The organism is Streptomyces sp. NPDC037410 (genome assembly GCF_055602235.1).
The window spans coordinates 1-14,336 of record NZ_JBVJWR010000020.1 but is presented as its reverse complement, the minus strand read 5'-3'; the positions used below and the strand labels follow the sequence as shown (position 1 = coordinate 14,336).

Genomic DNA, 14,336 nt, shown 5'->3' with positions numbered 1-14,336 from the left:
CAGGTCCATCGAGGATTTCTTAACCGCCCTCGCAGATCAGCTTCACACCCCAGGCGGGGAGGGGGCGACGTCAACGGGGCCGAACGGAGAGACCACCGAAGGAGGCGGTCCCGCCGCGAGGCCCCGTCGGCGTCCGTTCAGCGCCCCAGCGCCGCCATCGCCGCGTTGTGGCCGGGGATGCCGCTCACTCCCCCGCCGCGGATCGCGCCCGCGCCGCACAGGAGGACGTTGGCGTACCGGGTCTCGACTCCCCAGCGGCCGGTGCCCTCGTCCCCGTACGGGAAGGAGAGGTCGCGGTGGAAGATGTGGCCGCCGGGCAGCCGCAGTTCGCGTTCGAGGTCCAGCGGTGTCTTCGCCTCGATGCAGGGGCGGCCCTCCGCGTCGAGGGCGAGGCAGTCGGCGATCGGCTCGTCCAGGTGGGCGTCGAGCTGGGCGAGGGTCGCCTTGAGGAGCTGCGCGCGCGTGCCGTCGTTGTCGGCGGCGAACAGCCGGGCGGGGGTGTGCAGGCCGAACAGGGTCAGCGTCTGGTGGCCCGAGGCGGCGAGTTCCGGGCCGAGGATCGTCGGGTCGGTGAGCGAGTGGCAGTAGATCTCGGACGGCGGGGCGGAGGGCAGGCGCCCGGCGGCGGCCTCGGCGTGGGCGGTGGCCAGCTGTCCGTACCCCTCGGCGATGTGGAAGGTGCCGGCGAAGGCCTCGCGCGGGTCGACGGAGCGGTCGCGGAGCCTCGGCAGCCGGGTGAGCAGCATGTTGACCTTGAGCTGGGCGCCCTCCGGGGCGGGCGGGGGCGCCTCGCCGACCAGGGCGGCGAGCTCCTGCGGCGAGGCGTTGACGAGGACCCGGCCGGCCTCGACGGTGCCCTCGCCGTCGGCGGTGCGGTAGGTGATCGCGGCGCGCTGCCCGTCGGTCTCGATCCGGGTGGCCTCGTGGCCGGTGAGGATGCGGGCCCCGGCGGCGCGGGCCGCGTCCGCGAGCGCGTCGGTGAGGGCGCCCATGCCGCCGACGGGCACGTCCCAGTCGCCGGTGCCGCCGCCGATGACGTGGTAAAGGAAGCAGCGGTTCTGCAGGAGGGTGGGGTCGTGGGCGTCGGCGAACGTGCCGATGAGCGCGTCGGTGAGGACCACGCCCCGGACGAGGTCGTCGGCGAAGCTCCGCTCGACGGCGACGCCGAGGGGTTCCTCGAAGAGCATCCGCCAGGTGTCGGCGTCGTCGACGCGGGCGCGCAGCCCCTCGCGGGTGGGGAGGGGTTCGGTGAGGGTGGGGAAGATCCGGCGGGCGGCCTCGCCGGTGCGGGCGTAGAAGGCCTGCCAGGCCTCGTACGCGCGGTCGGAGCCGGTGAGCGCGGCGAAGGAGGCCCGGGTGCGGTCGGGTCCGCCGCCGACGAGGAGGCCGCCGTCGCCCTTCGGGGTGTACGAGGAGACGGACCGCTTCCGCACGGCGAACCGCAGCCCCAGGTCCCGCACGATCTTGTCGGGCAGGAGCGAGACGAGGTACGAGTACCGGGAGAGGCGGGCGTCGACCCCGGCGAACGGGCGCGTCGACACGGCCGCCCCGCCGGTGGACCCGAGCCGCTCCAGGACGAGGACGGAGCGTCCGGCGCGGGCCAGATAGGCGGCGGCGACCAGCCCGTTGTGCCCGCCTCCGACGATGACGGCGTCGTACGAGCAGGCGGGGGCCGGGGCGTCGCGGAGTGGATCAGGGGCAGTCATGGCTCATGCTCACACGCACCCGCGGGCCGGGGGAACCCCGCCGTCGTGCGCCCTGAACCGTCATGATCATGCAGTGACTGGCGACGGGCGCGGCGGCGGCCCCGTACGGCCCGAAGGAACTCACGCGGCACGGCTGACCGCACCCGGGACCACCCGCCCCCGCCCGTCTTCCTGCGCCGCGCCCCACGGCCGAAGGCCGAGCACGCGACCGTCCCTCACGCCCCCGACTCCCCGTCACGCCCCCGGCGGGGTCGCCGCCTTCAGGAGGAGGGCGGCCGCTTCGGCGTCGCGGCCGAGGCGCTCCAGGCAGTGGGCCTCGTCGTCGAGGGCGGCGAGGGTGTCGGGGTGCGCGGGGCCGAGGAGCCGGGTGCGGGTGGCGGCGATCGCCCGGTGGCACTCCCGCGCCTCCTCCCAGCGGTCGAGCCGGCCGAGGGCGACGGCCGTCTCCCAGCGGCTGGTGAGCGTGTCCGGATGGTCGGCGCCGAGGACCCGCTCGCGGTCGGCGTGCACGGCCTGGGATTCGGCGAGCGCCTCCGTCCAGCGTTCGAGGCGGCCGAGGTTGACGGCGAGGGCCTGGCGGGCGCGCAGCGTCTCGGGACCGTCGGCGCCCTGGGCGCGGGTGCGGGCGGCGACGAGCTCGCGGCAGAGGTCGAGGGCGTCGGCGGCCTGGCCGAGCCGGCCGAGGCAGACGCCGGTCTCGTAGCGGGCCGCGAGGGTGTCCGGGTGGTCGGGGCCGAGGGCGCCGGCCCGCGCGTCGGCGACCGCGCGGTACTGGGCGAGCGCCTCCTGCCCGCGTCCGAGGCGGGTGAGGGTGTACGCCACCTCGTGGCGGGTCATGAGCGTGTCGGGGTGTGCCGCGCCGAGGAGCCTTGCGCGGGCCTCGGCGACCTCGTGGGCGGTGCGGTACGACTCCTCCAGGCGGCCGAGGCGGCCGAGGGTGAACGCCATGTTGTGGCGGCAGCGCAGGGTGTCGGGGTGGTCGGGGCCGACGGTGCGCTCGCGGGCGGCGAGCACCTCGCCGTACACCTCGTACGCCTCGGGGTGCCGTCCCAGGCGGCCCAGGGCGTAGGCCCGCTCCTGTCGCGCGGCGAGGGTGTCGGGGTGGTCGGCGCCGAGGACGCGGGCGCGGGCCTCGGCGACCTTGCCGAAGACGTGCAGCGCGTCGGCGGGGCGGTCGAGCCGGGCGAGCGCGAAGCCGACCTCGTAGTGGCTGGTCAGGGTTTCGGGATGGTCCTCGCCGAGGGTGCGGGCGCGGTCCCGGGCGACGGACCGGTGCACGGACTCGGCCTCGTCCCAGCGGCCGAGCCTGCCGAGGCCCATCCCGGCGCGGAACCGGCCGGCGAGCACCGCGACCAGCTCCGCCGGGGGCTCGGAGGCGGACTGCGGGGTGGTGTCGGGCGCGGCGGTGTCGGGCGCGGCGGTGGTCCACTCGGTGGTGAGGACGGCCGCGGCGGGGTCCTGGGCGGCCGGCCGCGGTCCGGTGACGGCTCCCGGGCGGTGCCCGCCGGTCATCCCCCGGACCCACGCGGGCGCCGGGGCCGGCTCCTCGGGGGGCGGGACGGGCATGGGGACGGTCAGCGGCAGGGCGGGGGGCGCGGGCGCCTCGGCCGGCGGCGGGAACGCGGCGGTGCCGAAGCGGCCCGATACGATCCGGCGGCGCAGGTCGCCCGCGTCGGACGGCCGCTCCTCGGGGACCTTGGCGAGCAGGTCGACGACGATGCGGTCGAAGTAGTCGGGCAGCTCGGCGCGGATCGCGCGCGGCGGGGTCGGCACCGTGTCCCGGTGGCCGATGAGGATGGCCCAGGAGTCGCCCAGGTCGAACGGCGGGGCGCCGGTGGACAGCTCGTACAGCACGCAGCCCAGTGAGTAGAGGTCGCTGCGGTGGTCGATCTCGCCGCCGCCCCCGATCTGCTCCGGGGACATGTAGTGGGGCGTCCCCATGGCGATGCCGGTCCCGGTGAGCTTGGAGGTGAAGCCCATGTCGGTGCCGAGTCGCGCTATCCCGAAGTCGCAGATCTTCACCGTGCCGTCGTGCAGCCGCATGATGTTCGCGGGCTTGAGGTCGCGGTGCACGATCCCCTGCCGGTGCGTGTACGCGAGGGCGTCGGCGACCTGGTCGGCGATCTCGACGACGTCCTGGACGGGCAGCGGCTGCTGGTCGTGGGAGACGAGGAGCTGGCTGAGGTTGCGTCCCTCCAGGAGCTCCATGACGAGGAACAGCACGCCCTCGTACTCGCCGAAGTCGTGCACGACGGTGATGCCCCGGTGCTGGAGCGCGGCCGCCACCCGGGCCTCGCGGCGGAAGCGCTCGCGCACCACGGCGAGGACCTGCGGGTCCTGCTGCGGACCGAGCGGTTTGAGGCACTTCACGGCGACGCCGCGCCCCAGCGCCTCGTCGGTGGCGCGCCACACCTCGCCCATGCCTCCGCGACCGATGACCTCGTGCAGGCGGTACCGGCCCTGGATCAGTCTGGAGTCCCCCATCGTGTGCTGCCGCCCCCGTCGATTCCGTACTGCCTCCTCGGCTCCTCCAGTATGGCCGCCGGGTCGGACAGTGAATACGGGGCGGGGTACGCGTACGGATCGGGGCGGGTCTCCGGGCCGAGCCGGTCCACGGCGCGCAGGATGTGCCGGGGCGGCAGCCGCCAGCGCAGACGGGCCGGGATGCGGCGCAGGAGGCCGGCGGTCGTGACGAGCCGGCGGGTGACGGTCTCCGGGGGCGGGGCGGGATGGCCGTAGAGGGCGTGGGTGTAGGGGGGCAGGGTGTCGTACGCGAGCGCGGTGACGCGCCGCCAGATCACCTCGCGCGCCGGTACCAGGGCGGGTTTGACCGGCGGGCGGCGGAGGAAGTCGGCGACGGTCCGGGCGTCGGGGCCTGCCTCAAGGCCGGGGCGCATCGCCTCGAAGTAGGCGGCGAGCCCGGCGGTGGACGCCGGGACGGTGTCGGGGTCGAGGCCGACGAGCCGGGCCGAGGTGCGGTGCTCGTCGACGTACCGGTCGGCGTCGGCATCGGTGAGCGGGATCCCGGAGCGGCGGGCGACGGAGAGGTACGAGTCGGTCTCGGCGCAGTGGACCCAGAGCAGCAGTTCGGGGTCGTCCACGCCGAGCAGTCGGTGGATCCGCCGGACGCGGGCGCCGGCCGCCTCGGCGGCCTCGGTGGTCCCGTAGCTGAGGGTCCCGACGAAGTTCGCGGTGCGCATCAGCCGGCCCCAGGGGTCCTCCCGGAAACTGCTGTTGATCATGATGCCGCGGACGGCGACGGGGTGCAGGGCCTGGAGCCAGAGGGCCCGGACGCCGGCGATCCACATCACCGGGTCGCTGTGCAGCTGCCAGGTCACGGAGCGGGGACCGAAGAGCCCGGGGTCGGCATCCTGCCTCATGGCGCTCAGGCTACGCCGGAACCGCCCCCGGGGAACCGGTCAGGACCGGTCCTCTTCGACGGTCAGAACGCGCGTCAGCGGCGCACCGGCGAGGGCCGGGGCCTGCGCGGGGCTGGTCCACACGCGCGTGCGGAGGAATCCGAGGAAGTCCTCGGCCCGGTCGGCGGTGGCGAAGGACAGGTCGACGACGACGTAGGCGGTCTGAGCGCGCGCGAGACGGAGCTGCTCGGCCACCTCGCGGAGGGGGCCGACAGCCGGGAGGTGGCCGGGGCGATGGCCCTGTCCGCGCACACGGTCCAGGACCACCTGAAGTCCGTCTTCGCGAAGACGTCCACGCACAGCCGGCGCGCCCTCCTGGCACGCGCGCTGGGTGCCTGACGCCGAGGCACCCTCCTCAGACGCACGCTGGGTGCCTGACGCGGGCGCGCCCTCCTCGCACGCACGCTGGGTGCCTGACGCGGGATCGGCCGTGGCCTCGGGCGTCCCGCCGGTCAGTCGACGCGGCGGCTGCGGCGCTCGACGAGGACCGTGTCGCGCCAGACGCCGTGATGCCGGCCGATGCGCTCGCGGGTGCCGATGACACGGAAGCCGGCGCGGGCGTGGACGGCGAGGCTGGCGGCGTTCTCGGGGAAGGTGCCGGACTGGATGGTCCAGATCCCGGCCGCCTCGGTGGACGCGACGAGCGCGTCGAGGAGCGCGGAGGCGACGCCCCGGCCGCGGGCGTCGGGGTGCACGTACACCGAGTGCTCGACGACACCGGCGTACGCGCTCCGCTCGGAGACCTTGCTGACGGCGACCCAGCCGAGGACTTGTCCCGTCCCGTCGACGGCGGCGAAGCGGTGCTCGGGCAGTCTGGCCGCGTCGAACCGCTCCCAGCCGGGGGCGGCGGTCTCGAAGGTGGCGTTCCCCTCGTCGACCCCGGCCTGGTAGATGGCGAGGACCGCATCGGCGTGCTCCACGCCGAGGGGCACCACCAGGGTCGGTCCGCAGGGTTCGAGACGCGCCTCGTTCGACATCCGGCCATGCTGGCACAGGCCGGGATCGGGCGGGCGGCCGCCGTCCCCGTGCAGGGCGGCGCCCGGCCGCGCATCCTCGAAGCATGGCCAGCAAGCTTCTCGGTCCGCCCGCGCGGACCTGCGCGGGGCGGACGGTGCCGGGATGACGTGGCTGCCCGTCCTCGCGGGAGCGGGGCTGATCCTGTTCATCCTGCGGGACGTCTTCCACACCATCTGGCACCCGACCCGGCACGGCGGCCTGAGCCGCCTGGTGATGCGGGGCGTCTGGCGGCTCTCGGCCCATCGCGGACCGGGGTGGCGGCCCGTGGGTCTGGCGGGGCCGGTGGGCATGATGACGGTCGTCACCGTCTGGGCGTTCGTCATCGCCGTCGGCTGGGGGCTCATCTACTGGCCCCACATGCCGGACGACTTCTCGTACGCCCCGGGGCTCACCCCCGGCGAGCACGCGGGCCCGGTCGACGCGCTGTACGTCTCGCTGGTCACTCTGGCCACCCTCGGGCTCGGTGACATCGCGCCGACCTCGGAGTGGCTGCGCATCCTCGCCCCGGTGGAGGCCCTGGTGGGCTTCGCCCTGCTGTCGGCGACCGTCGCCTGGGTCCTGGGCATCTATCCGGCCCTCGCCCGCCGCCGGGCGCTCGCACTGCGCCTGTCCCATCTGGGCCGCAGCCGGCTCACGGTCGAGGTCCTCGACTCCGACGGGGGTGCCGCGCTCCTGGACGGCCTGGCCTCCGCGTTCGCGACGGTCACCGTCGACTTCCTGCAGTACGCCGAGTCGTACTACTTCTACGACGGTCAGGAGAACATCTCCCTGGCAGCCCGGCTCCGCGACGCCGTGGGCCTGGCGGAGCGGGCCGAGCGGGCCCGCCATCCGGACGTCCGGCTCTCGGCGTCGGTCCTGCGCACGGCACTCGACGACCTGGCCACCGTCCTCGACGAGCGCTTCCTGCGCACGGGCGGGACGCCCGACGAGGTGTTCAGGGCGTACGCGGCGGACCACGGCCGCTCCTGGACGGGTCCACCTCGCGAGCCGTGACGCGCGCCTTGATCCCTCGACGTGACCACTCCCGGCGCCACATCCTGGCCCCATGGAATTCCTCTGCTACCACCGCGACCGGTCCGCGTCCATGCCTCTGCGGGAGGCCCTCCTGGAGGCGCACTGGGCGTACATGGACGGCTTCGCGAAGCAGCTGATCGCACGCGGGCCGACCTTCGACGCGGCGGGCCAGAAGTGCACCGGGAGCGTGCACATCGTCGACCTTCCCGACGCCGCCGCGGCCCGGGCGTTCGCCTTCGACGAGCCGAACTACCAGGCCGGTGTGTACCGGGACGTCCTGCTGCGGCGGTGGCGCAACACGCTGGGGCGGACGATGTGGGAGTTCCCCGGAGGGCGCGAGGGCGGCGACCGCTACCTGGTCCTGGGCCTCGGGGAGGGCGAGCCCGTCGACCTCACCCCGCCGGCTGCCCCGACGGACCGGGAGGACCTGATCGCGTACGGCCCCCTGCTGTCGGACGACGGCACCACCTGGGTGGGCACGGCGGCGCTGGTGCGCGCCGCGGACGCGGCGACGGCCGCGGCCGTCCTGCGGACGCCCGACCGGTACGCCGGCATCGAGGTCCACGACTGGTCCTTCGGCGGCCGCCCGACGACCTGACCGTCCGGGCGAACGGCTCCGTCCAGCACGTGAGATGAACCGGGCGGGCGACCGGGCGACCGCTCCCGCGCCGTTAAGGTTCCCCTACCCGTGGCCGGTACACGAGATGCCCCGGCCACCCCATCCGCCCCACTCACACGAGGACGCCCATGTTCACGGTCAACGAGTACTTCGACGGCACGGTCAAGTCGATCGCGTTCACCCAGGAGGAGGGCCCGGCGACCATCGGCGTGATGGCTCCCGGGGAGTACGAGTTCGGCACCGCGGCGCCGGAGGTCATGCACGTGGTCAGCGGCGCCCTGACGGTCAGGCTGCCCGGCGCCGACGCGTGGGAGACGTACGCCGCCGGGTCCCACTTCAAGGTGCCCGGCGAGAGCCGGTTCCAGCTCAAGGTGGCGGTGGACACCGCCTACCTCTGCGAGTACCGCTGAACACGAGGACGGTGACGAGGACTGTGACCACGGCAGAAGCCCGTATCGAGGACGCGAGCACCCTCCTGGTCGCGCCGTCGACGCTGAAGGACGACGGCCTGATCAAGGACTTCTTCGGGTCCGTGATCACGCCGGAGGACCTCGCCTCCGGTGTGCTCGGCCTGGCACGGAAGACCGTCTACCTGTGCGGCGACATCTCCGGGATCGACGGCCGCCGGCTCGACGCGGCCGCCCGGGTGTTCGTCATCCGGGAGCTGTCGCACGGCCACCACGAGGACCTCGACGCGTCCTGGACGCTCGTCGGCCTCGGCCGGGTCCCGCTCCGCGTCCACGGCGTCGGCGTGTACTACCGCCGGTTCTTCGGGCCCGGCGCCGATCACTTCGAACGGATCCGTGCGGAGCACGAGTTCCAGTCCCTGACGGAGTCCACCAAGCCCGGAACGGCGCATCGCAGCGGAATCTACCTGACGCCCGTCACGCGACACGGTGACGACCTGCACTTCCGCCTGCTCCGGTGCTCGACGAATCTCTCGGGGCCGACCGAGGGTTTCGGACCGACCGACACGCATATCGTCGACGCCCTGAACCGCGAGGCCGCCTCCGTCTTCCGGAACCAGGCGCCGCTCAATCACGTCCTCGCCCAGACGTACCACAACACCCTTGCCACGGCCGGGCGCAAGCAGTCCAAGGCCAAGATCTCGGCCCATGCGGACAAGACCAAGGACATGCCCGTCAACGGCATCATGGCCTTCTGCACCTTCTACGACCGGCTCGACGGTCTTGAGCCCCTGGCCGACGACGTCTTCGACTACGGCGTGAAGGGTGTCAGCGGGCTGACCCGACTGCGCTTCCACCTCAAGGACCCGACCGCAGAACACGACGGGGTGGCGCTCCCCGCGCAGTTCAGCGTGACTCTCCACCCCGGCTCCGTGTTCTTCATGCCGCTGTCCACCAACCGCCTGTACACGCACGAGGTCCGCCCCTCGACGCTGGACGCCGCGCTGCTTCCGACCCGCCTGGGATACGTGGTGCGCTGTTCGAGCACGGAAGCCGTTCACATGAACGGCGAGACGTTCCTCAAGAGGGCCGGGGATCTGGTGAAGCTGGAACCACCCACACCGGACGGCATGGACGAGCTGCGCAAGCTGTACGCCGAGGAGAACAGGACCACGTCCTTCATCGACTACGGCGACAGGTTCCTCTTCAGCATGAACACGGGAGACTACGTTGCCCCCCGAGCCTAGGATCTCGGACGAGATCCTCTCGTACGCTCTGCCGACCGAGGAGAACCTCTTCGCGGAGCTGTCCGCGTCCCTTCGCTGGGAAGACCTGGGCAAAGGCCGGCGAGGCGCGACGCTCACAAGGGTCGGCGAGGCGGGTGGCGCGCCTCTCGTCCGCACCACGACTCGATACGGCAACCCGACGCAGCGTTTCGGCGCGGTGCACGAACGTCTGGCGCACCAGATCCAAGAACGCGCGGCGCTCCCGGTCGGCTTCGACAACGCCCTCATCGAGAGCTACACGGACGCCTACAAAACCATGGGCAGCCATTCCGACCAGGCCCTCGACCTGGCCGACGACTCGTTCATCGCCGTCTTCTCCTGCTACGAGCATCCCGAAGCGAGCCCGACAAGAAAGCTCATCTTCGAATCGAAGGGGGCCGATCCCGAGAAGTTCGAGATCCCCCTCACCCACAACGGCGTCGTCGCGTTCTCCGTCGCCTCGAATCGGCGCCTCAAGCACAAAATCGTGTGGGCCGCGCCCGCCCGGACGGAGACGGCGGACAACCCCTGGCTGGGTGTCACGTTCCGAACGTCGAAGACCGTCGTCCGCTTTCGCGACGGACACGCATACCTCCCGCAGGGTGCGCGCCTCATGCCGGCCGACGACGAACAGAGGAGCGAGTTCTACCGACTGCGGCGCCGCGAGAACCACGAGACGGACTTCGCCTACCCCCCGCTGACCTACACCATCAGCGAAAGCGACCTGATCCCGCCCGTCTGAGCCGCGGTGTGACCAAGATTCCTACGTGGCACCAGGTGAAGTTCGTGACCTGCACTGATGCCAAGCAGCGTCAGCGACCGAAGGAGCAGAATCAGAGAGATAGTTGGCACTTGGGTACAGCGCAGGTCACCGGCCTCGGGAACATCGGTACAGCCGTTGGCGCTGAGAACGATCATGGTCCGGGCGGTGCAAGTGTGCTGACCCGGTTCTCGTACTCGCGGCGGGCCTTGCGCTGGGCCGGGACCGCGGGGGTGCCCTGGACGCCGTCGAGCGGCTGGCAGCGGCGAGAAGCCGGCGGTGCACGGCAGGGACGGCGCTGATGCGCAGGGTGCCCTGGCCGCGCCGTACGGTGACGCCCTGGTCGAGCGCGGCCCGCTCGGCGGGCTCCAGGTCGGCGGTGCGGAGGAAGTCGGCGACCTTGCCCGGCATGTCGAGGACGACCGGCAGCTCCGGGGCCGGGACTTCCGGCTCGCCGGCCGTGTGCTCGGGCAGGAGGTCGGCGACGGCGGTGCGGATCGCGCCGTGGCTGACGCCGTGGTCGCGTGCGAGGGCGGCGATGGACCGGCCCTCCAGGTACGCGGCGCGTACGTCGTCGGTCTTGTCGGCCGCCACGGCGGGACGGCGTCCGCCCTTGCTGCCCTTGGCTTCGGCGGCCCGCAGTCCGTCGTAGGTCAGTTCCCGCTGGAGGTCGCGCTGGAATTCGCCGGCGGCGGCGAGGGTCTGCACCATGAACTTCACAGTGGACAGCAGCTCGCCGGTGCGCGGGTGGCGGGCGGTGAGGTCCATCGCGGAGAACGCGCCGTCGTGAATGCGCAGGGCAACCTGGTCGCGATGGAGGACGTCGAGCACGTCGAAGATGTGGCCGGTGCCGCGGACGAGGCGGAACATCTCGGAGATGTGCACGGATGTCGCCCGGCCACGCGTAGTTCAGCAGCTCGCGGGAGACAGTCGAAGGCGATCTGCCCAGCCGTCTGGCCAGCTGCCGGGCAGACTCCCCGGCGGCGATGCCACGGGATATCTCTTCGCGCTCGCTGCCGCTCAGATGCCGCTCCGATCGCTGCTGCGGGGTGACGCGGACGCCACCGCTCTGATGCAGGAACCGGCGGGCGCTCTGCATCGGTGCCCCGAGTGCCCGCCCGATCAAGCTGAACGACTGCCCCTCGCGCCAGCGTCACCAGATCTCATCCTGCTGCGCCAGCGAAAACCCGTAGTCACGCACCTGTACCTCCATGATCACATGATCATCCGTGGGGTGGTGCGTTGATCACTTGAGGGTGCCATCGCTTGACGACAGGAAGGATGCCCGGGACTCGGCGGTGCGGCTATTCGGGCAGTGGTCTGTCCTGGACGACGTTCTTCATGACGAGGGTAGAGGTCAGGCGCTGGACCCCGGGGAGCCGGGCGAGCTGCTGGTCGTACAGCTCCTGGAACGAGGCCAGGTCCGCGGTCGCGACCCGCAGGAGGTAGTCGGGCTCGCCGAACAGGCGCTGCGCCTGGATGACGTGCGGGACGGCGGCCACGGCCTCCTCGAAAGCGGTGACGGTGTCGGGGGTCTCCCAGCGCAGGGTGGCGAAGACGAGGGCCTCGAAGTTCAGGCCAACGGCCGTCGGGTCGACGACGGCGTGGTAGCCGCGGATGGCGCCCTCGCGTTCGAGGTCGCGCAGCCGGCGGTGGCAGGGCGAGACGCTGAGCTGCACGCGGGCGGCCAGCTCGGTGACCGTCAGACGGCCGTCGAGCTGCAGCTCAGTAAGAATCTTCCGATCCAAGGCATCCATGGAGAAGATTCTCCCCCAGATTGCGCGATCATGGGGTAACAACGCAAACACCTTCGTGATTATCCGGCCTACCCTTCCCTCTAGAGCAAGGAATGCGAGAGGGAATGATCGATGGACACGACGACGCTGGCCGCCTTCTTGGCCGTGGACCTGCTGCTGGTGTTCACTCCGGGCGCGGACTGGGCCTACGCGATCTCCGCCGGACTGCGGGGGCGCTCGGTCGTCCCGGCTGTCACCGGGCTGATCGCCGGTCACTTGGCCTATGCGCTGGTGGCCGTGGCGGGCCTGGCGGTGATCGTGGCGAGCTCCCCGGCCGCGCTCACCGCCCTGACCGTGGCGGGTGCCGGTTACCTGCTGTGGCTGGGCTGGGGCGTCTTGCGCCAGCCGGCCGTTCCGGCGGTAGCAGGAGACAGCGCAGGCGCCTCCCGGCTGCAGGTCATGCTCAAGGGGGCCGGGATCAGCGGCCTGAACCCGAAGGCGCTGCTGCTGTACTTCTCGCTGTTCCCGCAGTTCATCGACCCGGCCACGGACTGGCCGGTGGCCGCGCAGACCGGGCTGCTCAGCACGGTGCACCTGACCGCGTGCACCGTCGTCTACCTCGCCGTCGGCGTCCTGGCCCGCACGGTCCTGAGCACCCGGCCCTCGGCCGCCCGGCTCGTCACCCGGATCAGCGGTGCCATGATGATCGCCATTGGCGCCTTCCTGCTGGTGGAACGCCTGGCCGGCTGAGGAACCCGCCCCGCTCCACCCGACACGCACCCGAAGGAGAGCACGCACGTGGAAGACCGGATGCAGCACGAACAGGCGAGCCCCGCGGTGCAGAAGCGCGTCCAGGACAGCTTCGACCTGCAGGGCCTGATGTCCCACCTCGGCGCGCGACTCACTCACATCGGGCCCGGCCGCGCGCACATCGTGCTCCCGGCCCGCCCCGAGGTGACCCAGCAGCACGGCTACATCCATGCCGGTGCCACCAGCGCCATCGCCGACAGTGCCGGCGGGTACGCGGCACTCACCCTGTTCGACGAGGACTCCGAGGTCCTCACCGTCGAGTACAAGATCAACCTGCTTGCGCCCGCCGCCGGCGATCACCTCGAAGCGATCGGAACCGTCCTCAAGGCCGGGCGCACCCTGACCGTCTGCCAGCTGGAGGTCTACGGCGTTCAGGCCGACGGCGCCCGAGAGCTTGTTGCCAACGGGCAGCAGACCCTCATCCGCGTGAACAGGACTGCCAAGTGAGCCCCCAGCCGTCCCCTCCGGCCCTGCCGTCCTGGCTCACGTGGTGGCAGCGCCCCTTCCCCGACGCCAACACCCTCCTGCTGCCCGGGCAGCGACCGGTCCTGGTCGACACCGGCTTCGTCGGCCACGCCGACGAGACCGCCGCCTGGGCCCGCGCGCACGCCGGGACCGTCGACCTGGTCGTCAACACCCACTGGCACTCCGACCACGTCGGCGGCAACACCCTCCTCCAGGCCCGGGGTGCCGCCATCGCCGCCGGCGCCCCGGAGGCCGAGGCGATCTCCCGCCGGGACCCCGGCTGCTGCGCCGCCGAGTACCTTGACCAGCCCGTCGCCCCGTACACCGTCGACCTTGCCCTTGACGACGGGCAGATCCTCCGTCTCGGGGACGCCGACTGGGAAGTCGTCCGCACCCCCGGGCACACCCCGGGCCACCTCGCCCTGTGGCAGCCGGAGGAGCGGCTCCTCGTCGTCGGTGACGCGTTGTCGGACTACGACGTCGGCTGGGTCAACCTCGCACTCGACGGCCTCGACGCGGCCACGACCGCGCTCGCCTCCCTCAAGCGGATGGCCGACCTCGGCCCCCGGGTGATCCTGCCCTCCCACGGCCCGATCCCCACCGACCCCGAAGCCGCGTTCGCCGTCTCCCTGCGCCGTGCCCAGCGGCTCGTCGACGACCCGGCCGGAGCGGTCTGGTACGGCGCGCGCCGCATCTTCGCCTTCGCCCTGATGATCCGTGGCGGCATCCCGGCCGACGAGGTCGAGCCGTACCTCCACGCCCGCGCCTGGCTGACCGACGCCGCCCGCCGCCTGGACATGGCCCCCGCGGCCCTCGCTGCCGAACTGGTCACGACCATGCTCGACAGCGGGGCCATAGTCCTGCGCGACGGCCGCCTCCACGCCGCAGCCGACCACACCTCCGTGGAGCGCGAGACGCTGCGCGTGCCCTACCCCCGAGCCTGGCCGGCAGCCGAGCCGCGCTGATACCTACTGGAAGGAGGGGCGGGGGGGGGGGGGGGGGGGGGGGGGGGGGGGGGGGGGGGCGGGGTGGGGGGGGGGGGGGGGGGGGGGGGGCGGCCCCGGCTGTTCGCTCACTCTCTTCTCCGGAGGGGTCCTCTCTCTCGTCCCGTAGACGCC

The 14,336-nt window shown here is 72.6% G+C and carries 16 protein-coding genes and 1 pseudogene; 9 read left to right on the top strand and 8 right to left on the bottom strand.

The features are described 5' to 3' along the window. Positions 1-137: 137 nt before the first annotated feature. From ACZ7HT_RS28555 to ACZ7HT_RS28540, 4 genes are all read right to left on the bottom strand, one after another. On the bottom strand, positions 138-1,706 hold the full coding sequence (locus tag ACZ7HT_RS28555; RefSeq protein ID WP_471171189.1) for a phytoene desaturase family protein: 1,569 nt from the start codon (positions 1,704-1,706) through the stop codon (positions 138-140). Between the two features lie 234 nt (positions 1,707-1,940). Continuing rightward, positions 1,941-4,190, bottom strand: coding sequence for a serine/threonine-protein kinase (locus tag ACZ7HT_RS28550; protein ID WP_471171188.1), 2,250 nt, complete (start codon positions 4,188-4,190; stop codon positions 1,941-1,943). Further along, complete coding sequence (locus ACZ7HT_RS28545) at positions 4,172-5,086, bottom strand: oxygenase MpaB family protein (RefSeq protein ID WP_471171186.1); 915 nt, start codon at positions 5,084-5,086, stop codon at positions 4,172-4,174. The genes ACZ7HT_RS28550 and ACZ7HT_RS28545 overlap by 19 nt, the downstream gene beginning before the upstream one ends. Before the next feature lie 39 nt (positions 5,087-5,125). Then, complete coding sequence (locus ACZ7HT_RS28540; RefSeq protein ID WP_471171184.1) at positions 5,126-5,320, bottom strand: hypothetical protein; 195 nt, start codon at positions 5,318-5,320, stop codon at positions 5,126-5,128. Positions 5,321-5,347: 27 nt separating this feature from the next. Between ACZ7HT_RS28540 and ACZ7HT_RS28535 the strand changes: the two genes are divergently transcribed. Continuing rightward, a complete protein-coding gene (locus ACZ7HT_RS28535) occupies positions 5,348-5,464 on the top strand; it encodes a two-component response regulator (RefSeq protein WP_471171183.1) in 117 nt (38 codons plus the stop codon). Positions 5,465-5,577: 113 nt separating this feature from the next. Here ACZ7HT_RS28535 and ACZ7HT_RS28530 read toward each other — a convergent pair whose 3' ends face one another. Beyond that, on the bottom strand, positions 5,578-6,102 hold the full coding sequence (locus ACZ7HT_RS28530) for a GNAT family N-acetyltransferase (protein ID WP_471171181.1): 525 nt from the start codon (positions 6,100-6,102) through the stop codon (positions 5,578-5,580). A gap of 142 nt (positions 6,103-6,244) precedes the next feature. On the opposite strand from ACZ7HT_RS28530, the gene ACZ7HT_RS28525 reads away from it, so the two are divergent. From ACZ7HT_RS28525 to ACZ7HT_RS28505, 5 genes are all read left to right on the top strand, one after another. Continuing rightward, on the top strand, positions 6,245-7,135 hold the full coding sequence (locus ACZ7HT_RS28525) for a potassium channel family protein (protein WP_471171180.1): 891 nt from the start codon (positions 6,245-6,247) through the stop codon (positions 7,133-7,135). A gap of 52 nt (positions 7,136-7,187) precedes the next feature. Continuing rightward, complete coding sequence (locus ACZ7HT_RS28520) at positions 7,188-7,754, top strand: YciI family protein (protein WP_471171179.1); 567 nt, start codon at positions 7,188-7,190, stop codon at positions 7,752-7,754. A 149-nt stretch (positions 7,755-7,903) separates the two neighbouring features. Next, positions 7,904-8,185: a pyrimidine/purine nucleoside phosphorylase gene (ppnP, locus tag ACZ7HT_RS28515; protein ID WP_471171178.1), complete on the top strand. Its 282-nt coding sequence runs from the start codon at positions 7,904-7,906 to the stop codon at positions 8,183-8,185. 23 nt (positions 8,186-8,208) lie between these two features. Further along, the gene (locus ACZ7HT_RS28510; protein WP_471171177.1) at positions 8,209-9,429 is read left to right on the top strand and encodes a hypothetical protein; all 1,221 of its coding nucleotides are present in this window, start codon (positions 8,209-8,211) and stop codon (positions 9,427-9,429) included. After that, complete coding sequence (locus tag ACZ7HT_RS28505) at positions 9,413-10,189, top strand: hypothetical protein (RefSeq protein ID WP_471171175.1); 777 nt, start codon at positions 9,413-9,415, stop codon at positions 10,187-10,189. Before ACZ7HT_RS28510 ends, ACZ7HT_RS28505 begins: the two co-directional genes overlap by 17 nt. 126 nt (positions 10,190-10,315) lie before the next feature. On the opposite strand, the gene ACZ7HT_RS28500 is transcribed toward ACZ7HT_RS28505, so the two are convergent. From ACZ7HT_RS28500 to ACZ7HT_RS28490, 3 genes and pseudogenes are all read right to left on the bottom strand, one after another. Beyond that, positions 10,316-11,092, bottom strand: coding sequence for a recombinase family protein (locus ACZ7HT_RS28500; protein ID WP_471171174.1), 777 nt, complete (start codon positions 11,090-11,092; stop codon positions 10,316-10,318). A 27-nt stretch (positions 11,093-11,119) separates the two neighbouring features. Then, positions 11,120-11,408, bottom strand: a pseudogene (locus ACZ7HT_RS28495) (helix-turn-helix domain-containing protein); the annotation flags it as partial. Positions 11,409-11,511: 103 nt separating this feature from the next. After that, positions 11,512-11,964, bottom strand: coding sequence for an Lrp/AsnC family transcriptional regulator (locus ACZ7HT_RS28490; RefSeq protein WP_471171172.1), 453 nt, complete (start codon positions 11,962-11,964; stop codon positions 11,512-11,514). Between the two features lie 111 nt (positions 11,965-12,075). Between ACZ7HT_RS28490 and ACZ7HT_RS28485 the strand changes: the two genes are divergently transcribed. The 3 genes from ACZ7HT_RS28485 to ACZ7HT_RS28475 are packed head-to-tail and all read left to right on the top strand — an operon-like array spanning position 12,076 to position 14,183. After that, on the top strand, positions 12,076-12,693 hold the full coding sequence (locus tag ACZ7HT_RS28485) for a LysE family translocator (protein WP_471171171.1): 618 nt from the start codon (positions 12,076-12,078) through the stop codon (positions 12,691-12,693). A 48-nt stretch (positions 12,694-12,741) separates the two neighbouring features. After that, positions 12,742-13,200 (top strand): PaaI family thioesterase, encoded by a 459-nt coding sequence (locus ACZ7HT_RS28480; RefSeq protein ID WP_471171170.1) that lies wholly within the window; start codon positions 12,742-12,744, stop codon positions 13,198-13,200. After that, entirely contained in the window at positions 13,197-14,183 is a 987-nt protein-coding gene (locus ACZ7HT_RS28475) for an MBL fold metallo-hydrolase (protein ID WP_471171169.1), read from the top strand. The genes ACZ7HT_RS28480 and ACZ7HT_RS28475 overlap by 4 nt, the downstream gene beginning before the upstream one ends. Positions 14,184-14,336: the final 153 nt, after the last annotated feature.